The following is a 21,338-nucleotide window of genomic DNA, read 5'->3' as shown; positions in this document are numbered from 1 at the left end:
GTACCAGGAGCCGTACAGGGCCCGCTCGCGCTCGACGAGCAGCGGCAACGGCTCGGAGCAGGTGACCAGTTCCCTGAGCGGATGCCGGGCCAGGATCTCGTCGACCTCGGGGGCCAGCGCGCTCGCCAGTCGGGTGTGCAGGGGAAGGGTGTCGTCGCCCAGGGCCCGGGCCGCCGCCACGACCCGTTCGCGCTCCGGTCCCTCGGGCATCCGGGCGGCCGCGCGCGCGTACAGCTCGGTGCCCTCCTCCAGGACCAGACCGGTGTCGATGCCCGCCGGGATCTTCACCCGCGCGTGCCGCCGCCAGGTGGTGAGCGGGGCGCTCCAGGCCTCGACGTGATACGTCCAACGGCCCGGTTTCCCGTCGACGGTGACCTCGGCGCCCCAGCGGTCGGTACCGGGGACCAGTTCCCGCATCGGCGTCCAGGGACCGGGCCGGCCCTCGGGGTCGCACAGCACCACATTGGCGCCGACCGCGTCATGACCCTCACGGAAGACGGTGGCGGTGACCTGGAAGGTCTCGCCGGGGACCGCCTTCGCCGGACGCCCGCCGCCGTCCACGGCCGGTTGCACGTCACGTACCGGAACACGGCCGATGGCCTCTGTCGCCTTCATGGGTCTCACCTCCGCCGTGCGCGGAGCCGGGCCCGGGGCCCGGCTCCGCAAGTCCGTAGTGCGCGGGAGGACGAGACGTCCTCCCGCGGGGTTCCCCTGCGGATCACTGCCGCGCGGAACTCCGGTCCGAGGGCGGACCCCGTCGGACCTTCCCGCTCAGCTGGGTCCGCCCGCCCTGTTCCCGCAGATAGGTGACGAGGCTGGTGCGCAGATAGCGCTCGGCCGCGTCCACCGCCTCCCGGGCGCAGCGCTTGCCCATCAGCACACACAGCGTGTAGCCCGAGTCCTCGAAGGTGGACCGCACCTCGCGGTCCTGCGGCGAGGCGAGCATGACGCGCTCCCACGCCCGGTAGCGCCGCAGCTGCCGGGCCACCTCGGCCTTCGCGGGTAGCAGCATGGCCGTGTCTTTCCTTCCGACGCTCTCGAGTGGGCACGTGTCCCCGACGGTCGGGGAGCGTCCGGGCACGCAGGGGCACGGAGCCGTTACGGCGAATCGAGGCTTTCACTCATGGTGCACGGATCACGACGGAGCGTCTTGTTGGACCTTCAACTACCTCACACGGCTCTCGTGTTGCACGAATGGCGTAGCGCCCGCACTGTGGGAGGTGACTCAGAAGCGATCAGTGCTCACGCTACGCGTCGGGAACGGATTTCCGGACGGGTGAGGGGAGCGGGAGCCGCGCCGGGTGAGGAGCCAGCAACAATGAAGACCGCAGTGCCCTGCTACTACCACCTCGACGTGGAGGTCAGCCCGGAACGGGTGGGACAGGTCAGCCGCATCCTGGCCGCCCATCTGCGCTACTGGGACCTCGACAACCTCGTGGACCCCGTCTGCCGCGGTGTCGAACTGCTGCTGACCGCCATCGACCAGCACGCGACGGACAAGCACACGTCCATCGAGATGTGGTGGAACGGGCAGCACCTCATCACCGCCATCGGTGACGACGACCGTGATCTGCGCCCCGACCAGGACCTGCGGTCGTGCCTGGCGCACCTCGCCGCCACCAGCGACGGCTGGGGGTGCTGTGCCCCGGAGACCGGCAGCAAGATCATCTGGTTCTCTCAGCGCGCCCGGTCCGGTGAGCGTGTCCCGCTGGTCAAGACAGCGCCGGCGCCCAGCCTGCGCCGGACGCTCCGGGTGCCCCGCGCCGTCCCCGTCGCCCAATTGGCCGCATCCGCGGAAGGCGTTCTGGAGGGCGCCCGGTGACGGCTCGGAAGTCCCGGAAAGGGGTGCCCGTGTGGAGCGGGCACCCCTACCCGTTGGGTGCCTCCTTCGACGGACAGGGCACCAACTTCGCCCTGTTCAGCGAGGTCGCCGAGCGGGTCGAGCTGGTCCTGGTGAACGACGCCGGCACCCGGCGGCCGGTGCCGATGACCGAGGTCGACGGCTTCGTCTGGCACGCCTATCTGCCCGGCGTCGGGCCGGGACAGCGCTACGGCTACCGGGTGACCGGCCCCTGGGATCCGGAGGTCGGCCACCGGTGCAATCCGGCGAAGCTGCTCCTGGACCCGTACGCCCGGGCTGTCGACGGCCAGATCGACAACCACGCGTCGTTGTACGAGCGCACACCCGGCGGACCGTCCCCGGCGGACAGCGCCGGGCACTCCATGCTCGGTGTGGTCACCGACCCCTACTTCGACTGGGGCGACGACCGTCCGCCCCGCCGGGCCTACTCCGACTCGGTGATCTACGAGGCCCACGTCCGCGGCCTCACCCGCACCCATCCGGAGGTGCCCGAACGGCTCAAGGGCAGTTACGCCGGTCTCGCGCACCCCGCGGTCATCGAGCACCTGACCTCGCTCGGCGTCACGGCGGTCGAGCTGATGCCGGTCCACCAGTTCGTACAGGACGGGGTGTTGCAGGACCGGGGCCTGTCCAACTACTGGGGCTACAACACCATCGGCTTCTTCGCCCCGCACCACGCCTACGCCGCCTTCGGCAGCCGGGGCCAGCAGGTCAACGAGTTCAAGGCGATGGTCAGGGCGCTGCACGCGGCCGGCCTCGAAGTGATCCTCGACGTGGTCTACAACCACACCGCCGAAGGCAACGAGATGGGCCCCACGCTGTCCTTCCGGGGCATCGACAACGCCTCCTACTACCGGCTGGTCGACGGCGACTGGGCGCACTACTACGACACCACCGGCACCGGTAACAGCCTGCTGATGCGTCACCCCTACGTGCTCCAGCTGATCATGGACTCGCTGCGGTACTGGGTGACCGAGATGCACGTCGACGGCTTCCGCTTCGACCTCGCGGCCACCCTGGCCCGGCAGTTCCACGAGGTGGACCGCCTTTCGGCGTTCTTCGACCTGATCCAGCAGGACCCGGTGATCAGCAGGGTGAAGCTCATCGCCGAGCCCTGGGACGTGGGGGAGGGCGGATACCAGGTCGGCAACTTCCCGCCGCTGTGGTCGGAGTGGAACGGCAAGTACCGGGACGCCGTACGGGACTTCTGGCGGGCCGAGCCGGGGTCGCTCGGCGAGTTCGCCTCCCGTCTCACCGGCTCCTCCGACCTGTACCAGCACCGGGGGCGGCGGCCGCGCGCGAGCGTCAACTTCGTCACCGCGCACGACGGATTCACCCTGCGCGACCTGGTGTCGTACAACGACAAGCACAACCAGGCCAACGGCGAGGGCAACCGGGACGGCGAGAGCCACAACCGGTCCTGGAACTGCGGCGTCGAGGGCGAGACCAAGGACCCGGCCGTTCTCGAACTCCGGGCCCGCCAGCAGCGCAACTTCCTCGCCACCCTGCTGCTGTCCCAGGGCATCCCGATGCTCAGTCACGGCGACGAACTCGGCCGTACCCAGCGTGGCAACAACAACGCCTACTGCCAGGACAACGAGGTCTCCTGGATCGACTGGGAACTCACCGAGGAACAGCGGACGCTCGGCGACTTCACCCGGTACGTCATCGGACTGCGCGCCGCCCACCCCGTGCTGCGCCGGCGTCGCTTCTTCCGCGGCGAGACCGCCATGCACCCCGGACAGCCACTGCCCGACCTGGTCTGGCTGCTGCCCGACGCCCGCGAGATGACCGACCGGGACTGGCAGCGCCCCGACGCGCACTCGGTCGGCGTCTTCCTCAACGGCGACGCCATCGCCGAACGCGACCCCTACGGCGGGCGCCTGGTCGACGACTCGTTCCTGCTGCTCCTCAACAGCTTCTGGGAACCGGTCGACTTCCGGTTGCCCGACGAGTCCTACGGCGAGCGCTGGACGGCCCTCATCGACACCGCCGAGCCCGACGGCATCCCCGACGAACGCGAACGCAAGGCGGGCACCAGGCTGCGCGCCGAAGCTCGCAGCCTGGTCCTGCTGTCCCGGCCCTCCCGCGGCAAGGACTGAGGAATCAGGGAACCAGGGGATTCAGGGGAGCAGGGGGCGGGCGGTCACGGTGAACTGTGCCCCGTCCGGGTCGCGCAGGATGGCCTCGGTGTCCTTCTCCTGGAGGACACTGCCGCCGTGCTTCTCGGCCGCCCGTGCGCACTGGCCGACGTCGTTGACCGCGAAGTGGATCTGCCAGTGCGGCCGTACCGAGGGATCGGGGGCCGCCTCCACCGCCCCGGAGTCGATCCGGGCCACGACATCGCCCCGGCTGCGCAGCACCACCTCGCCGCCCTCGTACTCCACCTCGCAGCAGCCCGGTTGGTCGGAGGCCCAGCCGAGGACCTCGCCGTAGAAGATGGCCGAGTCGAAGGCGTTGCGGGTGTGCAGGCGGATGAAGGTGGGTGCGGCCTGCCGCCATGTCTCCCAGTTGGAGACCAGGTCACCTTCCCAGATGCCGAAGATCGCCCCGTCCCGGTCGGCGAGCAGCGCGGCGCGGCCGGGCGGGAAGGACAGCGGCCCCACCGCCGGGGTGCCGCCCCGCTCGCGGGCCCGGGCGACCGCCTCGTCCGCGTTCTGGACGGCGAAGTACGGCGTCCAGGCCACCGCCATCTGCCACATCGCGGCGACCGCGGCGATGCCCGCGACCGGCACCCCGTCCGCCAGGGCGATCCGGAAGTGGTCGCCGAGCCGGACACTGCGCCATCGCCAGCCCAGCACGGCGCTGTAGAAGCCCTCGGTCGTCTGTACGTCGCGGCTGGTCAGGCTCACCCAGCACGGGACGCCGAAAACCGAGTGCGTGGAGATGACCTCTCGCTGCTTCGTCACGGGGCCGGGGGCAGGCGTGTCGTTGTTCATGGCACTCGCGTCCTGGGGTCGGGGCCGGAGGGGACCGGTCTGACACCAGTCTCCATCCGGAAACGGCCGGGGTGCCTGCCGAGTACCCCGGTGGCACTCCGCCAGACGAGTGAGGACGATGGGGGAGTGAGCGACAGCGAGGCGGACGCGGTCCACCACCTCCAGGAGGAGATCGGCCAGCTCAAGGAGGCCATCGCCGCCCATGCCGTGGTGGACCAGGCGATCGGGATGGTGGTCGCGCTCGGCCGGGTCACCCCCGACGAGGGGTGGGAGGTGCTCAAGGAGGTCTCCCAGCACACCAACATCAAGCTCCGCAACGTCGCGGAGCTGATCCTCGTCTGGGGGCGCACCGGGGACATGCCCGCCGAGATCCGTGCCGAACTGGAGGACACCCTCGATCGGTACGGGCCGACGCAGATCCCCGGTGCACCGTCCGGGTGAGGCTCAGCCCGTCTCGGCCAGCAGCTCCTCGCGCAGTCGCTCGAAGCAGGCGCTGAGCAGGCGGGACACGTGCATCTGCGAGACGCCCAGCTGCTCGGCGATCCGGCTCTGTGTCATGCCGCGGAAGAACCGCAGGTAGAGGATGAGCCGGTCGCGCTCGGGAAGGCCCTGGAGGCAGGGCTCGGCCGCGGTGCGGTCGACGACCAGGTCGTAGCCGGGGTCGGGGCCGCCCAGGGTGTCGCCCAGCGCGTAGCCGTCGGCGCCGGACACCTCGGCGTCCAGCGACAGCGCGGAGAAGCAGTCCAGGGCCTCCATCCCGGTGCGCACCTCGCTCTCGGTGAGCTGGGCCCGCTCGGCGATCTCGGCCACGGTCGGCACGCCGCCGGGAGAGGTCTGGTCCAGCTCCTTGGCGGCGAGCCGGACCCGGTTGCGCAGCTCCTGGACCCGGCGTGGCACGTGCAGGGTCCACATGTGGTCGCGGAAGTGGCGCTTGATCTCGCCGGTGATCGTCGGTACGGCGTACGCCTCGAAGGCCCGGCCGCGCGCCGGGTCGTAGTGGTCGACGGCCTTCACCAGCCCCAGTGCGGCGACCTGGCAGAGGTCTTCCAGGGCCTCTCCGCGGCCGCGGAACCGTACGGCGATCCGCTCGGCCATGGGTAGCCAGAGTTCGACCAGCTGGTCCCGCAGGGCACGGCGTTCCGGGCCCTCGGGCAGCCCCGCCAGCCGCACGAACTCCGCTGCCGTGTCGGGTGCGTCGTCGTGCGGATGGGGCTTGGTGGCGGCGGCAATGGTGGCGGTGGTGGCACGCATGCGGCGCACCTCCCTCAGCGGGCGCTGTGTGGACTGGACGGACACCATGGGAGGAACGCGCTCGGACCCCGGGGAGAACACGGGGGCACCGGCGGAAGGCGGCTCCCACGCACGTGCCTCCGGTCCGAAGCACTGAAGAGCGGATGCCCTGAATGGGGCATACGCAAACAATACGCCCCTTCCCTTGACTGTTCCTCTTGACCGTTCCTTGGGTGGATTACCTCTGTAGCAGAGGTAATCTTCCAGGTGTGAAGTCGGAGACCTTTCCGGAAGAGCTGGCCGACGCGCTCGTCGGGATCCAGCGGCTGATCCGCCGCCGGCTGCGCCGCGGGCTCTCGCTGCCCCAGCTGCGCGGTGCCGAGGTGGAACTGCTGCGCCTGGTCGAGTCGCGGCCCGGGATCGGCATCTCGGACGCGGCCAGGGAGCTGTACCTGGCGGGCAACTCGGTGTCGACCCTGGTCAACCAGCTGGTCAGAGACGGCTACCTGCTCCGCGAGACCGACCCGGCCGACCGCCGGGCCGCCCGGCTGCTGCTGACCGAGGCCGCCGAGAAGCGGCTCGCCGACTGGCAGCGGCGCCGCGCGGACCTCGTCGTGAGCCATGTGTCCCGGCTCGACGAGGCGGACCGGGCGGCGCTGGAAGCGGCGCTTCCGGCGCTGCGCAGGCTGGCCGTCACCCTGCACGAGGAGGCCGAGGAATCATGACGCCGGACACCACCGCAGTCGCCTGCACAGGGCTCTCCTACACCTTCGGGGAGACCAGGGCCGTGGACGGGCTCGACCTGACCGTCGGCGAGGGCGAGGTCTTCGGACTGCTCGGCCCCAACGGCGCCGGGAAGACCACCGCCATCCGCTGCATCACCACCCTGCTTCCGGTCCCCGCCGGGATGGTCCGCGTCTTCGGCCACGACACCGGCCGGGAGCGGATGGCCGTCCGCAGACTGCTCGGCTACGTCCCGCAGCAGCTGTCCGCCGACAGCGGGCTCACCGGACGCGAGAACGTCGCCCTGTTCGCCCGGGTCTTCGACGTCCCCCGGCGCGAGCGTGCCGAGCGGGTGGCGCAGGCGCTGGAGGCCGTCGACCTCGCCGACGCCGCCGACCGGCTCGCCGGCACCTACTCCGGCGGCATGGTCCGCCGCCTCGAACTGGCCCAGGCGCTGGTCAGCGCGCCCCGGCTGCTGATCCTGGACGAGCCGACCATCGGCCTCGACCCGATCGCCCGCACCGGTGTGTGGGACCAGATCAACGCGGTACGGGAAGCCACCGGCATGACCGTGCTGGTCACCACCCACTACATGGACGAGGCCGACCAGCACTGCGGCCGGGTCGGCCTGATGCACCGCGGCCGGATCCGCGCCCTCGGCACCCCCGACGAGCTCAGGCGCGGCCTCGCCGAACGCCGGGGCACCGACACCCTGCCCACCCTCGAAGACGTCTTCCGTGACGTGGCCGGCAGCGGCCTCGACGACCAGTCAGGAGGATTCCGCGATGTCCGAAGCACCCGCCGCACCGCGAACCGCGTCGGCTGAGCGCACGGCGGCAGCATCCCTGCTCCTGACGCCGCCCCAGCCACGCTCCGGGTGGCGGCTGCTGCCGGCCCGGGTCGTCGCCATGTGCGCCGTCGAGCTGCAGAAGCTCCGCCACGACCGCACCGAGCTCTACACCCGGGCGATACAGCCGGCCCTGTGGCTGCTGATCTTCGGCCAGACCTTCACGAGGATCAAGGCGATACCCACCGGCGGCATCCCCTACATCGACTACCTCGCGCCCGGCATCATCGCCCAGTCCGCGATGTTCATCGCCATCTTCTACGGCATCCAGATCATCTGGGAGCGCGACGCCGGCATCCTCAACAAGCTCCTCGTCACCCCCACCCCACGCTCGGCCCTCATCACCGGCAAGGCCTTCGCGGCCGGGGTGAAGTCCCTGATCCAGGCCGTCGTGGTGATCGTCATCGCCGCGATCCTCGGGGTCTCGCTCACCTGGAACCCGCTGAAGCTGCTGGGGGTCGGGCTGGCCGTGGTCCTCGCCTCCGCCTTCTTCTCCTGCCTGTCGATGAGCATCGCGGGCATCGTCCTCAGCCGCGACCGGCTGATGGGCATCGGACAGGCGATCACCATGCCGCTGTTCTTCGGCTCCAACGCCCTCTACCCGGTGGCGATCATGCCGGGCTGGCTCCAGGTGGTCAGCAAGATCAACCCGCTGAGCTACCAGGTCGACGCCCTGCGCGGGCTGCTGCTCGGCACGCCCTCGCATCTCGGTCTCGACTTCGCCGTGCTGGCGGTCGCCGCCGCGCTCGGTATCGCCGCCGCCTCCTCGCTGCTCGGCCGCCTGGCCCGCTGATCTTGCCGCCGGTGAGGCGCCGACGTGATGTGCGGCACGCGCCTGTGTCCCGCCCCGGAGCCCCGGGGCGGGATAACCGCTGCGCAAGGCTTTGATCAGCGATCAAAGCGGGCGAACCCCCTGGCCACAGCGCATTCCGCGCATTTGACAGTGCGCTGAGGGCACAGATAAACAGCGTGGGTCGAGAGGGGCACTGTGTACGAGCCGAACGTGGTCGGGGACTGGCACGAGTACGACGAGCATGCCGGTCTGCGGGTCCGCGTCCACCGCCTGGAGGAGGCCGAGCCGCCGCGCGGCCGGGACGACGCCGCGGCCGGGCTGACGTACTTCTGTGTCCGGGTGACCGTCGAGAACCGCGGGTCCTGTCACTTCGGCGTCCAGCTGGAGGACGGCCAGATCGACGTGCGGGTGGGCCCCGACGGGGAGGGCGCGGTCATCGACTGGCGCAGCTCCCAGTTCATCGAGGGCTTCGACGTGTACCCGCTGCGCCGCGCCACCGCCGTGCTCTACGCCGCCGGCCCGGAGGCCGCCCTCACCCAGGTGGACATCCAGATCCAGCTGCGTGTCGACGAGGACTGGACCGACCGGCGGCTGTGGGCGGGCGGCATCGGCGTACTGGAGTCGACCACCGCCACGGCCTGCCAGGGCGCCGCACCGGGCAGCCTGGCCCACCAGGTGACCGCCTTCCTTAAGGACCAGACCGAGCCCGGCCCGACTACTCCCTGAGCGACAACGCGCCCCCGTGAGGGGGGTGGGGCTGCATTGAATGTGCGGCTACCGCCGGGTGGGCGCGAGCAGCCCCCACGCGCCCGCAGCCGAACGATGACACATCCCGGCGCTACCACACCCGAGCGCCTAGTGCGGGATGCCGTCGATGATCTCGCGGGCGCCCTGCCGCAGCAGCGCCACGGCGACCGAGGTGCCCAGTGTGGCCGGGTCGAGACGGCCCGCCCACTCGTGGGCGTTCAGCCGCGTCTTGCCGTCCGCGGTGAACACACAGGCACGCAGTGACAGTTCACCACCGCCGTCGACCCGCGCGTACCCGGCGATCGGGCTGTTGCAGTGCCCCTGCAGCACGTGCAGGAACATCCGCTCGGCGGTCGCCTCCCGGTAGGTGTCCGGGTCACTGAGCCCGCTCACCGCGTCGATCAGCTCGGTGTCGCCCTCCCGGCACTGCAGTGCGAGGATGCCCGCGCCGATCGGCGGCATCATCGTCTCCGGGTCCAGCACCTCGCTGATCACGTCCGTACGGCCGATCCGCTCCAGGCCCGCCACCGCGAGCAGCAGCGCGTCCGCGTCCCCGGCGGCGAGTTTCTCCAGGCGCCGGTTGGCGTTGCCCCGGAACGGCACGCACTCCAGATGCGGGTGGGTCGCGGCCAGTTGGGCGACCCGGCGGACCGAGGAGGTGCCGATCCGGGTGCCCGGCGGCAGCTGGTCCAGGGTCAGCCCACCGGGGTGGACGAGCGCGTCACGGATGTCGTCCCGCTTCAGAAACGCCGCGAACACCGTACCGGCGGGCAACGGCCGGTCCGCCGGCACGTCCTTCACACAGTGCACGGCGAGATCCGCCTCGCCGGCCAGCAGCGCGGCGTCCACCTCCTTGGTGAACGCGCCCTTGCCCTCCACCTGGGAGAGGTCCCCCAGCCACTTGTCGCCGGTCGTCTTGACCGGGACGACCTCGGTGCGCACCTGCGGATACAGGGCTGCCAACTCGGCCCGGACCCGGGCCACCTGGGCGAGCGCCATCGGAGAGTCGCGGGAGACGATACGGATCAACTCTGGCACGGACATGGGGACACGATAGACCTTCGTGCCGACCACGGGTGCCGACATCCTGTCGGCCGCCGCGCACGGCCACCGCGGCCGGGCCGGGCGCCGTGCGCAGCGGGCAACGGGTACGCCGCAGGTCACGGCGCCCGGCCGGGCGCCGGGGTCAGGCGGACGGGTCGAAGGTGATTCCCGACGGCTTGGCCGAGGTGAGATGGGAGGCGAAACTGGCGTCCTTGAGACCGAAGTTGGCGCTGCCGAAGTCGTAGGCGCTCAGCTTGTCGCGCAGGCCGGCCGGATAACCGTTCCAGCCGACCAGCGGCGGGTACTGCCAGGTGCCCTTGTGGTTCTCCGGCGGCTCGTCGTTGGAGTTGGCCAGCCGGAAGCAGTGCGTGCTGACGCCGTCCTTGTGGTAGACGATCTTCGCGTGGGTGCCGTCGAAGCGGACCTCGGACGCGGCGTGCACGGTGAACGAGCCGTGGTTGGACGTCGACACGTACTTGATCTGGCCGCTCTGCACCCACACCACGACGTGCTCCCAGTCGTGCCGGTGCCCGCCGATGCTGCTGCCCGCGATCGCCTGGTCCTTCTCGAAGTACAGGCCGTACAGGTAGGCGCACCAGCCGTTGTTGCACTTGTAGCGCGAGTAGCTGTTGGTGTTGTCGAGGTCGGAGGCGTCCCGGCACGAGCCGTTGAGCGCGCCGGTCGGGTTGAGGCCGCCGTTGACCGTGCCGTCGGGGCCGATCGCGGGCGTCGGGTAGCAGCCGTCGGTGTCGTAGTCGAAGGCCGGCTGGTAGGTCTGCTCGGCCGTCTCGGCGTTGGCGGGCAGTGCCTGCGGCGGGGCGGCGAAGGCGGCGGCGGGGAAGGCGACGACCAGGGCGGCGGCACCGGCGAGTCCGGTCAGCCATCTGCGGCGACCGATGCGGAACGTCCGTGACGACACGGGGACCTCCAACTGCGGTGGGGGAAAGGGACGTTCAGCTTCCCCTTCGGTCAAGACCTTGCCAAGACGGCCTGGGCGTCCCGCCGGTGAAGCCCCGCCCAACAGTCGGTCGGTGTGCGCCGGATCAGCGCCGCCGCCGGTCAGTCGGTGCCGGCCGGCAGGTCCGCCGCCGACTCCTCCGGCGTGAGGTCCGGGCGCAACCGCAGCCAGGACGGCTGGCGCAGCAGCCCGGCCCGGGTCCGGGTGCTGTAGTTGACCTCACCGACCAGCCGGGGCAGCACCCAGTGGGCGCCCGGGACCGGCGGGACCGGGTCGAAGGGGCAGGTGCCGGTCTCGGCGGCCGCGAGCAGTGCGGCCAGTTCGGTCCGTTCCGCCTCGCTCCAGCCGGTGCCCACCCCGCCCACGTACCGCAGCCGCCCGTCGGCGGACCGCTGGCCGACCAGCACCGCGCCCGGCAGCCCGGTCAGCCGCCCCTTGCCCGGCAGCCAGCCGCCGACGATCACGTCCTCGGCGCGCATGTTCCGGATCTTGATCCAGGCGCGGGAGCGCACCCCCGGCTCGTACACCGAGTCCAGCCGCTTGCAGACCAGGCCCTCAAGGCCGTGCTCTTGGGTGGCCCGCAGCGCCTCGGCGCCGTGTCCCACCACGGCCCCGGGCGTCGACCAGTAGGGGCCGTCCAGGCCCAGCGACTCCAGCCGGGTCCGCCGCTGCGCGTACGGCAACCTCAGCAGCGGGCCGCCTTCCAGGTGCAGCACGTCGAACAGCACCAGGTGGACCGGGACCCGGGCCGCCATCCGCGCCGCCCGCGCCGGGGCGTGGGCCAGGCCCATCCGGCTCTGCAGCAGCTGGAAGTCGGCGCGTCCGCGCTCGTCGAGGGCCAGCACCTCGCCGTCCAGGACCGCCGGGATCCGGCCCAGCATCCCGCCCAGCGGGCGCAGTTCGGGATACGCGGCGGTGATGTCCTCGCCGGACCGGGCGCGCAGCAGCAGACCGCCGTCGCCGGGCAGATAGACGACCGCCCGCTGGCCGTCCTGCTTGGTCTCGTACGCCCACCGGCCGTCCTGCGCCGCGGGCGGCAGCCTGCCGGGCGTGGCGAGCATGGGCGGGATCAGTGGCAGGGCGGTGGTCACGGCAGAAGATGTGAACCGCTTGCGGCCGTGGCACGCGTCCCGCGGCGCCGGTTCCCCCGAACGGCCTTCAGCAGCCGCTCGCCGACGGCGAGGCCGCATCAGCCCCGACTGGTGGGCCATCACAGCGAGTTGGGCCCGGTCGCGGGCGTGGTCTGCGGTGCGGCGCCGCCAGGGGATGCTCATCGGTCGCTCCGGCCGGGCTCCTGTGCCCATGAACCCTCGAGACGGCCGGCGGGCCGGGACGGAGGTCTGCGCATCGGCTGTTCTCCGGGACCGGCCCGGACCGCCTCGGGCCACCCCCGCCCGTCGTCGTGCGGCCGCCGACAACCCCGGCTGCCGAGGACGCGGTGCGCGCGCCGCCGTCCGTCATCCCGGCTGCCGGCGGCTCGCCGTCAGGAGGGGTACGGGTACGCCGGCCGGTCTCCGCGGAGCGGGCCGCCCCTCGAAGACGCGGCCCGCACCCTACGCGTCGTTCAGTGCACCGACTCCGCCGCGGGCTCGACCGGGGCCGGTGCGGGGTCCGCGTCCGCCGGGCCACGGCCGGGCAGGAAGGAGGCGAGGACGAAGGCCAGCACGGCCGCGCCCGCACCGATCGCCATGACGACCTTGAACGCGTTCTCGGAGGGCAGCGTGGCGCCGCCGAGGCTGATGGTCATCTGGGCCAGGATCACGCCGGCGACGGCGCTGGCCACCGACGTACCGATGGACCGCATCAGCGTGTTGAGGCTGTTGGCGGCGGCCGTCTCCGACGCGGGCACGGCACCCATGATCAGCGCGGGCATCGCGCCGTAGGCGAAGCCGACACCGGCGCCGATGACGCAGGAGACCAGGATCAGGTGCCAGACCTCGGACATCAGGACGATGTTCAGTCCGTAGCCGGCGGCGACGATCACCGCACCGATCATCAGCGTGGTCTTCGGCCCCCTGGCCTTGGTGATGGCGGCCGAGACCGGGGCGAAGGCCATCATGACCAGACCCTGCGGGGCCATCACCAGACCGACGGTCATCATCGACCTGCCGAGGCCGTAGCCGGTCTGGGTCGGCAGCTGGAGCAACTGCGGCAGCACCAGGGACATCGCGAACATCGAGAAGCCGAACGCGATCGAGGCGAGGTTGGTGAAGAGCACCTGGCGGCGCACCGTGGTGCGCAGGTCGACCAGCGGCTGGGCGGTGCGCAGCTCGAAGAAGCCCCAGGCGGCGAGGACCGCGACCGCGAGCGCGAACAGGCCGAGCGTGGTGCCGCTCGCCCAGCCCCAGTCGGCGCCCTTGGAGACGGCGAGCAGCAGCGAGACCAGACCGACCGCCAGGCCCACGGCGCCGACCGCGTCGAAGCGGCCACGCGAACGCACCTTGGACTCCGGCACCAGGGATACGACCAGCGCGAAGGCGACGACGCCGAGGGCGGCCGAGGTCCAGAACAGCACATGCCAGTCGAAGTGGTCCGCGATGAAGGCGGCGGCCGGCAGCCCCAGCGCGCCGCCGACGCCCAGCGAGGCGCTCATCAGCGCCGTCGAGCCCGCGAGACGCTCCGGCGGCAGCTCGTCGCGCATGATGCTGATGCCCAGCGGGACCACGGCTGCCGCCAGACCCTGGAGGGTACGGCCGACGATCATCGGGACCAGCTCGTCGCTCAGCGCGCACACCACCGAGCCCGAGACCAGTAGCACCAGGCTGATCAGCAGCATCAGCCGCTTGCCGAACATGTCTCCGACACGGCCGGCCACCGGGGTGGCCACGGCGGCGGCCAGCAGGGTCGCCGTCACCGCCCAGGCGGCGTCGGACGCGGAGGCGTTCAGGTACTTCGGCAGCTCCGGAACGATCGGGATCACCAGGGTCTGCATCAGCGAGACGGTGATACCGGCCAGCGCCAGCACCGCCACCACCGCGTTCGGATGGGGGCGTGCCGGGGTCGGGGACCCGGTGGGCCGGACAGGGGCTTCGGACATGGGAGAGGGCCTCCGTAGGCAGAACAGGGAGCGGTGCAGGGCGAAACGGAGCGACCCGACATGTTTAAGTCAGTCGCTTGACTTACTTTACTGGCTGGGATGGAAGGCACCGAGCGCCGCCGCCGCGTACGCTTTCTCGGCTGGACCTCGCCGCCCCGGGCGAGGCCCCGGTACGGGTCGCGGGACCGGCCGTACCGGGCGGTGCACGGTCCTGGAGCGGTGATGGGCATGGCGGGCAGGACGGCGCGGGCGGAGCAGGCCGGCGCGACGCGGGAGGCCATCCTGAGCACGGCGGAACGGCTCTTCGCCGAACAGGGCGTGTACGCCGTGTCCAACCGCCAGGTCAGCGAGGCCGCCGGCCAGGGCAACAACGCCGCCGTCGGCTACCACTTCGGAACCAAGGCCGATCTGGTCCGCGCGATCGCCGCCCGGCACTTCGACCGGATCGAGCAGATCCGGGTCCGCCTGCTGGCGGCGGTCGGCGACTCCGACGACGTCCGCGACCGGGTGGACTGCCTGGTCCGGCCGGTCACCGAACACCTCGCGAGCCTGGGCAGCCCCACCTGGTACGCCCGCTTCTGCGCCCAGGTGGCGACCGACCCGGCCCTCTACGAGATCCTCGTCGAGGAGTCCCTCGCCTCGCCCTCGCTCCAGGAGGCCGTCGCCGGGCTCAACCGGCGGCTGCCGGAACTGCCCCCCGAAGTCCGCGCCGAGCGGGGCCAGATGGCCCGGACGCTGATTCTGCACACCTGCGCCGAGCGTGAGCGCGCCCTCGCCGAGGGCACCGAAACCCCCCGTGCCACCTGGAGCGACGCGGCCACCGGGCTCACCGACGCGCTCCTCGGACTGTGGCTGGCGCCCGTCACCGCTACGCATCGAAGGTGACGACGACCTTCTCCGCGGCGCCCGGCGTGAGCGCCAGCTCGAAGGCGTGCCGGACCTCGGTGAACGGGACGCGGTGGCTGATCAGCTTCCGGAACCGCTCGTGGTGCTCGACCAGTTCGGGAGTGACCTCGAAGATCTCGGTCGGATAGCCCTGCGAGGCGACGAGGGTCAGCTCGCTGCGCAGCATGCCGCCGAGGTCGATCTCGCCCTTCTTCTGCACGGCGACCATGACCAGCCGGGCGTGCCACTTGGCGCTGGCCACCACGGTGTTGAAGACGGCCGGCGCACCGGCCGCGTCGATGAAGACGTCGGTGCCCGGGCGCGGCTGGCCCAGCGCGTTGGCACTCTGCCCGTGCAGCTCGGTCAGCCGCGCGGTGACGTCCTCCTCGGCCGAGTTGACGACCGCGTCCGCGCCCACGGCCAGTGCCTTCTCCAGCCGGGCCGGGATCACGTCCACGACGACGACGTGTCCGACCCCGCGCAGCTTCAGCCAGATCGCCGCGCCCAGCCCGATCGGCCCGGCGCCGAACACGACCACCTTGTCGTCGGGTCCGGCGGCGGAGCGGTTGACCGCGTGCCGGGACACGGCCATCGGCTCGTTGAGGGCGGCGACCTCGAAGGGCACGGTGTCCGGGAACGCCGTGACGCTCCGGCCGGCCTCGGCGTTCTCGATCAGCAGATACTCGCTCAGCGCGCCGTACCGGCCGCCGCAGCCGATGATCCCGGTGGGAGCGTCCTGCGGGTTCACGACCACCCGGTCGCCCACCTTCAGCCCGGTGACCTCGGCGCCGGCCTCGACGATCTCGCCGGCCGGCTCATGACCGAGGGCGATCGGGACCAGGTCGCCGCCCAGATGGGCCCGGGAGGGCATGCCGCCCATGTGCAGGAAGGTGACGTCGGTGCCGCAGATGCCACCCGCTCGGATCTTCAGCAGCACGTCCTTGGGGCCGGGCACGGGACGTTCGACGTCCACGACCTCGATCCTGCCGACACCACCGGTCTGTACGGACTTCATCGTGGCCATGGGGTGACTCTCGCTTTCTGGAGGTGCAGACACGGGCGAGCGTCGCGGCTCGCCCGGCGGTGCTGCGACCGGGAGGTGCCCTCGGGCCGGGTACCGGGCCGGGGGGAGTGGGCCGGTACCCGGCCCGAGGGCTGCGCCGGTCCCCGTCCCCACGGGTTCGGCGCCAGGGCCTGTCCGCCGGGGCAGACCCTCGGGGCGGCCTCCGCTCAGTGGCGCCCCGGTTACTTGAGTTAGGCAAGCACATATGGCTTACTTGAGTCAAGCAAGCGAAGAGGGGAAGACGTTCGACGCCGACGAGGTGCTGGTGGCGGTCGGCTCGCTGCCGAACGCGGAGTGGCCGGCCGGGAGTGGGCTCACCGTGAGCGACGGGGTGGTCTGCGACGAGTACGTCTCCTGAACCCTGGCATGGCTGGAACCGGCCCTGGGCGTTCGGCTGTTGCGGCGCACCTCGCGCGAGGTGACACCGACGGCGACCGGGCCGCGGGTGGCGGAGCGGGCCCGCCGGATGCTCGCGGACGTCGACGACCTGGTCCAGGAGGCCGACTCGGGGCACCCCCGGCTGCGGATCGGCTACGCCTGGTCGGCGGTGGGGCGGCACACCGGGGCCTTCCAGCGGACCTGGACGGCCGCGCGCCCCGGGACACGCCGGCCTGGTGGCGGGACGATCCGCACCCGGCGCGCCAGGCCGTTCTCGAACTGCTCGGCGAGATGTACCGCAGCGGCTGAGGACACCGGGTCGCCCGGATCGCCTGGCAATACGGCAGACAAAATTGTTGACAATCTTGTTTCGCTAGATTTACGTTCGACAGGCACTCACTCAGGGAGGGCAAACGATGCCGAAAGAAGCCCGTCCGAGCACCGGAGAGCAGGCCAAGCAGCATGCGCTCACGCAGTTGCGGCAGGCGATCCTGCACGGCGAGATGGCCCCGGCCCAGCGGCTGGTGGAGAACGAACTCGCCGAGGAGTTCGGTGTGACGCGGGCCAGCATCCGTGCGGCACTGATCGATCTGGAGGCCCAGGGACTGGTCGAGCGGATCCGCAACCGCGGTTCGCGGGTGCGGGTGGTGACCGTGGAGGAAGCGGTCGCGATCACGGAGTGCCGCATGGTCCTGGAAGGGCTGTGCGCGGCGAAGGCGGCCGTCGCGGCCAGCGACGAGCACCTCACCGAACTCGCGGACCTCGGGGCGGCCATGACCAAGGCCGTCGCGGACGGCGAACCGGTCACCTACTCCGAGCTCAACCACGGACTGCACGACAAGATCCGGGAGATCTCCGGTCAGCAGACCGCCGTGCAGCTGCTGGAGCGGCTCAACGCCCAACTGGTGCGGCACCGCTTCCAGTTGGCGCTGCGTCCGGGGCGTCCGCAGCAATCCCTGAACGAGCATCTGGCGATGATCGAGGCGATCAGGGCCAGGGACCCGCAGGCGGCCGAGGCGGCCGTCCGCGCCCACCTCACGAGCGTGATCGACGCGCTGAGCGACTGAGACGCCCGGGGCTGGGTGGGCGCACACCTGTCCACCAAGGAGATTTCTGCAATGACGCACGCCAACGCGCCTTCCACCCCACCGCGATCCACCCTGGTCGTCACCGCGCACGCCGGGGACTTCGTGTGGCGGGCGGGCGGAGCCATCGCCCTGGCCGCGTCCCGGGGCGAGAAGGTCACCATCGCCTGTCTGACCTTCGGCGAGCGCGGTGAGTCCGCCAAGGCGTGGCGCGCGGGCAAGAACCTCGAAGAGATCAAGGCGATACGCCGGGAGGAGGCGGAGAAGGCAGCCGCCACTCTCGGCGCCGAGGTCCGCTTCTTCGACGCCGGCGACTACCCGCTGGTGGCCTCCGCCGGGCTGACCGACCAGCTGGTGGCCGTCTACCGCGAGACCCAGCCCGACGTCGTGCTCACCCACCCCGTCGAGGACCCCTACAACGGCGACCACCCGGCCGCCAACCGGATGGCCCTGGAGGCACGGATCCTCGCCCAGGCCATCGGCTACCCCGGCGAGGGCGACATCATCGGCGCCCCGCCGGTCTTCTACTTCGAGCCGCACCAGCCCGAGATGAGCGGCTTCCGGCCCCAGGTCCTCCTCGACATCACCGAGGTCTGGGACACCAAGCGCAAGGCGATGGAGTGCCTCGGCGCCCAGCAGCACCTGTGGGCCTACTACACCGACCTCGCCGTCCGCCGGGGCGTCCAGCTCAAGCGGAACGCCGGCCCCAACCTCGGCCTGGCGCACACCACCATGGCCGAGGCGTTCATGCGGCCGTTCCCGCAGATCGCGAAGGAGCTGGTGTGAGCGGCGTGATCGTCACCAATCCGCCGAAGGCGAGCCTCGAGGACGTCGATGCCCTTGCCGGCTTCGGGGTGGCCACCGTCAGCGAGGCGATGGGCCGAACCGGCCTGCTGGGTCCGGGGATCCGGCCCGTCCAGCAGGGCGTGCGGGTCGCGGGCACGGCCGTCACCGTGCTCAGCTGGCCCGGCGACAACCTCATGATCCACGCGGCCGTCGAGCAGTGCGGCGAGGGCGACATCCTGGTGGTCACCACGACCTCGCCCTGCACGGACGGATTGTTCGGCGAGCTGTTCGCGACCGCGCTGCGGCAGCGCGGGGTGCGCGGGGTCGTCCTCAACACGGGTGTCCGTGACACCCAGGAGCTGCGGGACATGGGCTTCGCCGCCTGGTCCCGGGCGGTCTCCTCGCAGGGCACGGTCAAGGCGACCGGCGGCTCGGTCAACGTGCCGATCGCGATCGACGGCCAGGTGATCCGCCCGGGTGACGTGATCCTCGCGGACGACGACGGTGTCGTGGTCGTACCTCGGGAGCGCGTCCGCGAGACGGCCGAGAAGTCCGGGGCCCGGGAGGCCAAGGAGGCCGCGACCCGCGCCGCGTTCGTCGCGGGCCAGCTCGGCCTGGACCGCTACGGACTGCGGGACACCCTGAAACGGCTCGGCGTCGAGTACAGGACGTACGAGGAGTACGAGGAGTCCGCCCCGTGACCGGGCCCGCGGAGGTGCGCTGCATGCTGATGCGCGGCGGCACCTCCAAGGGCGCCTACTTCCTGGCCGAGGACCTGCCCGCCGACCCCGCCGCCCGCGACGACCTGCTGCTGCGGGTGATGGGCAGCCCCGATCCGCGCCAGATCGACGGGCTGGGCGGGGCACACCCCCTCACCAGCAAGGTCGCGGTGGTCGCGCCGTCCGCCGACCCCGAGGCGGACGTCGACTACCTCTTCCTCCAAGTCGCCGTCGACCGGCCGGAAGTGACCGACCGTCAGAACTGCGGCAACATCCTCGCCGGAGTCGGCCCGTTCGCCGTGGAACGGGGGCTCGTGGCCCCCTGCGACGGCGAGACCTCGGTACGGATCCGCATGCTCAACACGGGGGAGTCGGCCATCGCCACCTTCCCCACCCCCGGCGGGCGCGTCGACTACACCGGGGACGCCGAGATCTCCGGCGTGCCCGGCACGGCCGCCCCGGTGGTGATCGAGTTCCCGGCCGGCCACAGTCCGCTGCTGCCCACCGGGAACGTCCGCGACACCGTCGCCGGTACGACGGTCTCCTGTGTCGACAACGGCATGCCGACCGTGCTCGTCGCCGCGCGCGACCTCAAGGTCACCGGGTACGAGACGCCCAAGGACCTGGAGGAGGACCTGGCCCTGGCCGACCGGCTGCACGAGATCCGGCTGGCCGCGGGGAGGCTGATGGGCCTCGGTGACGTCGAGACCGCCACCGTGCCCAAGCTCAGCCTGCTCGCGCCGCCCCGCCACGGCGGCGCGGTCACCACCCGGACCTTCATCCCGGTCCGCTGCCACACCTCGATCGGCGTCCTCGGCGCCGCGAGCGTGGCCGCGGGCCTGAGGCTGCCCGGCAGCGTGGGGGAGGGGATCGCCCGGCTCCCCGAACACGGCGACCGGATCCGCATCGAACACCCCACCGGATTCCTGGAGATCGACACCAGCGTCGACCCCGGCCCCGACGACTCCCCGCCGGCCGCCCGCCGCACCGCGGTCGTCCGCACCGCCCGCAAGATCTTCGACGGCACGGTCTTCCCCCGCGCCGCCGCCATCCCCGCACAGCCCCAAGGAGGCAACGATGGCTCCGCCCCTCGGTGACATCGCCCATATCGGCCACGCCCAGCTGTTCACCCCGGACCTGGACGCCAGCGTCGCCTTCTTCACCGACTACCTCGGCCTGACCGTCAACGGCCGGGACGGCGACACTGTCTATCTGCGCACCTTCGACGACTACGAGCACCACAGCCTGGTCCTCACCGCCCGCGACCGGCCCGGTCTCGGCCGGCTCGCCCTGCGCACCTCCAGCGAGGAGGCCCTCGACCGCCGTGTCCGGGCGGTCGAGGAGGCGGGCGGCACCGGCCACTGGGCCGAGGACGAACCCGGCCTCGGCAAGCTCTACCTCACCACCGACCCGGACGGCCACGAGCACGCCCTCTACTGGGAGAGCGAGCACTACCAGGCCCCCGACGGGCTCCGGCCCGCGCTGAAGAACCAGCCGCAGGCCAAGCCCAACCGGGGCGTCGGCGTACGCCGCCTGGACCACGTCAACTTCCTGGCCGCCGACGTGCTCGCCAACGCCGAGTTCCAGGAACAGGTGCTGGGGGCCCGGCCGACCGAGCAGATCCGGCTCGACACCGGGAAGATCGCGGCCCGCTGGCTGACCTTCACGAACAAGTCGTACGACGTCGTGTACACCTCGGACTGGACGGGCTCGACCGGGCGGCTGCACCACATCGCCTTCGCCACCGACACCCGCGAGGACGTGCTGCGGGCGGCCGATCTCGCCATCGACACCGGCGTGTTCATCGAGACCGGCCCGCACAAGCACGCCATCCAGCAGACGTTCTTCCTGTACGTCTACGAGCCGGGCGGCAACCGCGTCGAGCTCTGCAACCCGCTCACCAGGCTGGTGCTGGCGCCCGACTGGCCGCTGATCACCTGGACCGAGGCCGAACGGGCCAAGGGCCAGGCATGGGGTCTCAAGACGATCGAGTCCTTCCACACCCATGGGACACCGCCGGTCGGCTGACCCGTTTCGGTCATCAGGGGGGTGGGTGACGCGCTGCTGTGCGTCGCCCACCCCCCTTTGCCACCTGGGGGTTTACCCGGTCCACCGGGTGGCAGGGCCGGTGTCTGGATTGTTGCTGAGATTGTTGACAAAAGCGTTGACACTCTCCGGCCCCGGTCCTTAGCGTCTACGCACCACGGGTCAGCCGCACGAGCCGCGTCGACCCCCTCACCGCT

Annotated in this window: 24 protein-coding genes and 1 pseudogene; 15 read left to right on the top strand and 10 right to left on the bottom strand. The window is 71.5% G+C overall.

From position 1 onward, the window contains the following. On the bottom strand, nt 1-615 hold a 615-nt coding region (locus AB0N16_RS40960), incomplete at its 3' end, for a maltotransferase domain-containing protein (RefSeq protein ID WP_365805920.1). A 103-nt stretch (nt 616-718) separates the two neighbouring features. Next, a complete protein-coding gene (locus AB0N16_RS40955; RefSeq protein ID WP_352225315.1) occupies nt 719-1,012 on the bottom strand; it encodes a DUF5133 domain-containing protein in 294 nt (97 codons plus the stop codon). A 306-nt stretch (nt 1,013-1,318) separates the two neighbouring features. Here AB0N16_RS40955 and AB0N16_RS40950 point away from each other — a divergent pair, with 306 nt between their 5' ends. Continuing rightward, on the top strand, nt 1,319-1,822 hold the full coding sequence (locus AB0N16_RS40950) for a pep a2 (RefSeq protein WP_362577331.1): 504 nt from the start codon (nt 1,319-1,321) through the stop codon (nt 1,820-1,822). Next, the gene (gene glgX, locus AB0N16_RS40945) at nt 1,819-3,963 is read left to right on the top strand and encodes a glycogen debranching protein GlgX (RefSeq protein WP_365805919.1); all 2,145 of its coding nucleotides are present in this window, start codon (nt 1,819-1,821) and stop codon (nt 3,961-3,963) included. Before AB0N16_RS40950 ends, glgX begins: the two co-directional genes overlap by 4 nt. Before the next feature lie 21 nt (nt 3,964-3,984). Here glgX and AB0N16_RS40940 read toward each other — a convergent pair whose 3' ends face one another. After that, on the bottom strand, nt 3,985-4,800 hold the full coding sequence (locus tag AB0N16_RS40940) for a VOC family protein (protein ID WP_365805918.1): 816 nt from the start codon (nt 4,798-4,800) through the stop codon (nt 3,985-3,987). Between the two features lie 126 nt (nt 4,801-4,926). On the opposite strand from AB0N16_RS40940, the gene AB0N16_RS40935 reads away from it, so the two are divergent. Beyond that, entirely contained in the window at nt 4,927-5,241 is a 315-nt protein-coding gene (locus AB0N16_RS40935; RefSeq protein ID WP_365805917.1) for an ANTAR domain-containing protein, read from the top strand. A gap of 3 nt (nt 5,242-5,244) precedes the next feature. Here the strand turns inward: AB0N16_RS40935 and AB0N16_RS40930 are convergent, their stop codons facing one another. Next, nucleotides 5,245-6,051: a SigB/SigF/SigG family RNA polymerase sigma factor gene (locus tag AB0N16_RS40930; protein ID WP_365805916.1), complete on the bottom strand. Its 807-nt coding sequence runs from the start codon at nt 6,049-6,051 to the stop codon at nt 5,245-5,247. Nucleotides 6,052-6,299: 248 nt separating this feature from the next. Between AB0N16_RS40930 and AB0N16_RS40925 the strand changes: the two genes are divergently transcribed. The 4 genes from AB0N16_RS40925 to AB0N16_RS40910 all read left to right on the top strand — a co-directional run bounded on the left by AB0N16_RS40925 (nt 6,300) and on the right by AB0N16_RS40910 (nt 9,119). Continuing rightward, nucleotides 6,300-6,755, top strand: coding sequence for a MarR family transcriptional regulator (locus AB0N16_RS40925; RefSeq protein ID WP_365805915.1), 456 nt, complete (start codon nt 6,300-6,302; stop codon nt 6,753-6,755). Then, nucleotides 6,752-7,579 carry an ATP-binding cassette domain-containing protein gene (locus AB0N16_RS40920; RefSeq protein ID WP_365805914.1) on the top strand — a complete coding sequence of 276 codons (828 nt, stop codon included), beginning with the start codon at nt 6,752-6,754 and terminating at the stop codon, nt 7,577-7,579. The genes AB0N16_RS40925 and AB0N16_RS40920 overlap by 4 nt, the downstream gene beginning before the upstream one ends. Beyond that, nucleotides 7,539-8,393, top strand: coding sequence for an ABC transporter permease (locus tag AB0N16_RS40915; protein WP_365805913.1), 855 nt, complete (start codon nt 7,539-7,541; stop codon nt 8,391-8,393). The genes AB0N16_RS40920 and AB0N16_RS40915 overlap by 41 nt, the downstream gene beginning before the upstream one ends. Before the next feature lie 195 nt (nt 8,394-8,588). Next, nucleotides 8,589-9,119 carry a hypothetical protein gene (locus tag AB0N16_RS40910; RefSeq protein ID WP_365805912.1) on the top strand — a complete coding sequence of 177 codons (531 nt, stop codon included), beginning with the start codon at nt 8,589-8,591 and terminating at the stop codon, nt 9,117-9,119. 129 nt (nt 9,120-9,248) lie between these two features. Here the strand turns inward: AB0N16_RS40910 and hemC are convergent, their stop codons facing one another. The 4 genes from hemC to AB0N16_RS40890 form a co-directional block, all read right to left on the bottom strand. Then, nucleotides 9,249-10,184 carry a hydroxymethylbilane synthase gene (gene hemC / locus AB0N16_RS40905; protein ID WP_365805911.1) on the bottom strand — a complete coding sequence of 312 codons (936 nt, stop codon included), beginning with the start codon at nt 10,182-10,184 and terminating at the stop codon, nt 9,249-9,251. A 142-nt stretch (nt 10,185-10,326) separates the two neighbouring features. Then, nucleotides 10,327-11,103, bottom strand: a complete 777-nt coding sequence (locus AB0N16_RS40900) for an NPP1 family protein (RefSeq protein WP_365805910.1) — start codon at nt 11,101-11,103, stop codon at nt 10,327-10,329. Nucleotides 11,104-11,243: 140 nt separating this feature from the next. Beyond that, the gene (locus AB0N16_RS40895; protein ID WP_365805922.1) at nt 11,244-12,203 is read right to left on the bottom strand and encodes an ATP-dependent DNA ligase; all 960 of its coding nucleotides are present in this window, start codon (nt 12,201-12,203) and stop codon (nt 11,244-11,246) included. Between the two features lie 503 nt (nt 12,204-12,706). After that, nucleotides 12,707-14,179 carry an MFS transporter gene (locus AB0N16_RS40890; RefSeq protein ID WP_365805909.1) on the bottom strand — a complete coding sequence of 491 codons (1,473 nt, stop codon included), beginning with the start codon at nt 14,177-14,179 and terminating at the stop codon, nt 12,707-12,709. 228 nt (nt 14,180-14,407) lie between these two features. Here AB0N16_RS40890 and AB0N16_RS40885 point away from each other — a divergent pair, with 228 nt between their 5' ends. Further along, the gene (locus AB0N16_RS40885) at nt 14,408-15,064 is read left to right on the top strand and encodes a TetR family transcriptional regulator (RefSeq protein ID WP_365805908.1); all 657 of its coding nucleotides are present in this window, start codon (nt 14,408-14,410) and stop codon (nt 15,062-15,064) included. On the opposite strand, the gene AB0N16_RS40880 is transcribed toward AB0N16_RS40885, so the two are convergent. Beyond that, nucleotides 15,048-16,088 carry a zinc-binding dehydrogenase gene (locus tag AB0N16_RS40880; protein ID WP_365805907.1) on the bottom strand — a complete coding sequence of 347 codons (1,041 nt, stop codon included), beginning with the start codon at nt 16,086-16,088 and terminating at the stop codon, nt 15,048-15,050. The two genes, AB0N16_RS40885 and AB0N16_RS40880, sit on opposite strands and share 17 nt — an antisense overlap. A 253-nt stretch (nt 16,089-16,341) precedes the next feature. On the opposite strand from AB0N16_RS40880, the gene AB0N16_RS40875 reads away from it, so the two are divergent. Both AB0N16_RS40875 and AB0N16_RS40870 read left to right on the top strand, forming a co-directional pair. Next, nucleotides 16,342-16,485: a hypothetical protein gene (locus AB0N16_RS40875; RefSeq protein ID WP_365805923.1), complete on the top strand. Its 144-nt coding sequence runs from the start codon at nt 16,342-16,344 to the stop codon at nt 16,483-16,485. Next, a pseudogene (locus AB0N16_RS40870) lies at nt 16,477-16,716 on the top strand (LysR family transcriptional regulator); the annotation flags it as partial. The gene AB0N16_RS40875 and the pseudogene AB0N16_RS40870, both read left to right, overlap by 9 nt. Here AB0N16_RS40870 and AB0N16_RS40865 read toward each other — a convergent pair. Continuing rightward, a complete protein-coding gene (locus AB0N16_RS40865) occupies nt 16,659-16,820 on the bottom strand; it encodes a hypothetical protein (RefSeq protein ID WP_365805906.1) in 162 nt (53 codons plus the stop codon). The pseudogene AB0N16_RS40870 and the gene AB0N16_RS40865 overlap by 58 nt on opposite strands. A gap of 101 nt (nt 16,821-16,921) precedes the next feature. Here AB0N16_RS40865 and AB0N16_RS40860 point away from each other — a divergent pair, with 101 nt between their 5' ends. The 5 genes from AB0N16_RS40860 to AB0N16_RS40840 are packed head-to-tail and all read left to right on the top strand — an operon-like array spanning nt 16,922 to nt 21,123. After that, nucleotides 16,922-17,572, top strand: a complete 651-nt coding sequence (locus AB0N16_RS40860) for a GntR family transcriptional regulator (RefSeq protein WP_365805905.1) — start codon at nt 16,922-16,924, stop codon at nt 17,570-17,572. Nucleotides 17,573-17,623: 51 nt separating this feature from the next. After that, nucleotides 17,624-18,376 (top strand): PIG-L deacetylase family protein, encoded by a 753-nt coding sequence (locus tag AB0N16_RS40855; protein WP_365805904.1) that lies wholly within the window; start codon nt 17,624-17,626, stop codon nt 18,374-18,376. Further along, nucleotides 18,373-19,077, top strand: a complete 705-nt coding sequence (locus AB0N16_RS40850; protein ID WP_365805903.1) for a 4-carboxy-4-hydroxy-2-oxoadipate aldolase/oxaloacetate decarboxylase — start codon at nt 18,373-18,375, stop codon at nt 19,075-19,077. The genes AB0N16_RS40855 and AB0N16_RS40850 overlap by 4 nt, the downstream gene beginning before the upstream one ends. After that, nucleotides 19,074-20,192 (top strand): 4-oxalomesaconate tautomerase, encoded by a 1,119-nt coding sequence (locus AB0N16_RS40845; RefSeq protein ID WP_365805902.1) that lies wholly within the window; start codon nt 19,074-19,076, stop codon nt 20,190-20,192. The genes AB0N16_RS40850 and AB0N16_RS40845 overlap by 4 nt, the downstream gene beginning before the upstream one ends. Continuing rightward, nucleotides 20,173-21,123 (top strand): catechol 2,3-dioxygenase, encoded by a 951-nt coding sequence (locus tag AB0N16_RS40840; protein WP_365805901.1) that lies wholly within the window; start codon nt 20,173-20,175, stop codon nt 21,121-21,123. Before AB0N16_RS40845 ends, AB0N16_RS40840 begins: the two co-directional genes overlap by 20 nt. The last annotated feature ends 215 nt before the right edge of the window (nt 21,124-21,338 follow it).

It is taken from the genome of Streptomyces sp. NPDC051105 (assembly GCF_040682795.1).
Taxonomy (GTDB): domain Bacteria; phylum Actinomycetota; class Actinomycetes; order Streptomycetales; family Streptomycetaceae; genus Streptomyces.
This window is presented reverse-complemented; position numbering and strand designations above follow the sequence as displayed.

Bases quoted from the DNA above. Each gene is read 5' to 3' on its own strand.
- AB0N16_RS40955 (WP_352225315.1), bottom strand. From the start codon at position 1,012: ATGCTGCTACCCGCGAAGGCCGAGGTGGCCCGGCAGCTGCGGCGCTAC.
- AB0N16_RS40860 (WP_365805905.1), top strand. From the start codon at position 16,922: ATGCCGAAAGAAGCCCGTCCGAGCACCGGAGAGCAGGCCAAGCAGCAT.
- AB0N16_RS40890 (WP_365805909.1), bottom strand. From the start codon at position 14,179: ATGTCCGAAGCCCCTGTCCGGCCCACCGGGTCCCCGACCCCGGCACGC.
- AB0N16_RS40930 (WP_365805916.1), bottom strand. From the start codon at position 6,051: ATGCGTGCCACCACCGCCACCATTGCCGCCGCCACCAAGCCCCATCCG.
- AB0N16_RS40885 (WP_365805908.1), top strand. From the start codon at position 14,408: ATGGCGGGCAGGACGGCGCGGGCGGAGCAGGCCGGCGCGACGCGGGAG.
- hemC (WP_365805911.1), bottom strand. From the start codon at position 10,184: ATGTCCGTGCCAGAGTTGATCCGTATCGTCTCCCGCGACTCTCCGATG.
- AB0N16_RS40950 (WP_362577331.1), top strand. From the start codon at position 1,319: ATGAAGACCGCAGTGCCCTGCTACTACCACCTCGACGTGGAGGTCAGC.
- AB0N16_RS40940 (WP_365805918.1), bottom strand. From the start codon at position 4,800: ATGAACAACGACACGCCTGCCCCCGGCCCCGTGACGAAGCAGCGAGAG.
- AB0N16_RS40920 (WP_365805914.1), top strand. From the start codon at position 6,752: ATGACGCCGGACACCACCGCAGTCGCCTGCACAGGGCTCTCCTACACC.
- AB0N16_RS40915 (WP_365805913.1), top strand. From the start codon at position 7,539: ATGTCCGAAGCACCCGCCGCACCGCGAACCGCGTCGGCTGAGCGCACG.
- AB0N16_RS40855 (WP_365805904.1), top strand. From the start codon at position 17,624: ATGACGCACGCCAACGCGCCTTCCACCCCACCGCGATCCACCCTGGTC.
- AB0N16_RS40895 (WP_365805922.1), bottom strand. From the start codon at position 12,203: ATGCTCGCCACGCCCGGCAGGCTGCCGCCCGCGGCGCAGGACGGCCGG.
- AB0N16_RS40880 (WP_365805907.1), bottom strand. From the start codon at position 16,088: ATGGCCACGATGAAGTCCGTACAGACCGGTGGTGTCGGCAGGATCGAG.
- AB0N16_RS40840 (WP_365805901.1), top strand. From the start codon at position 20,173: ATGGCTCCGCCCCTCGGTGACATCGCCCATATCGGCCACGCCCAGCTG.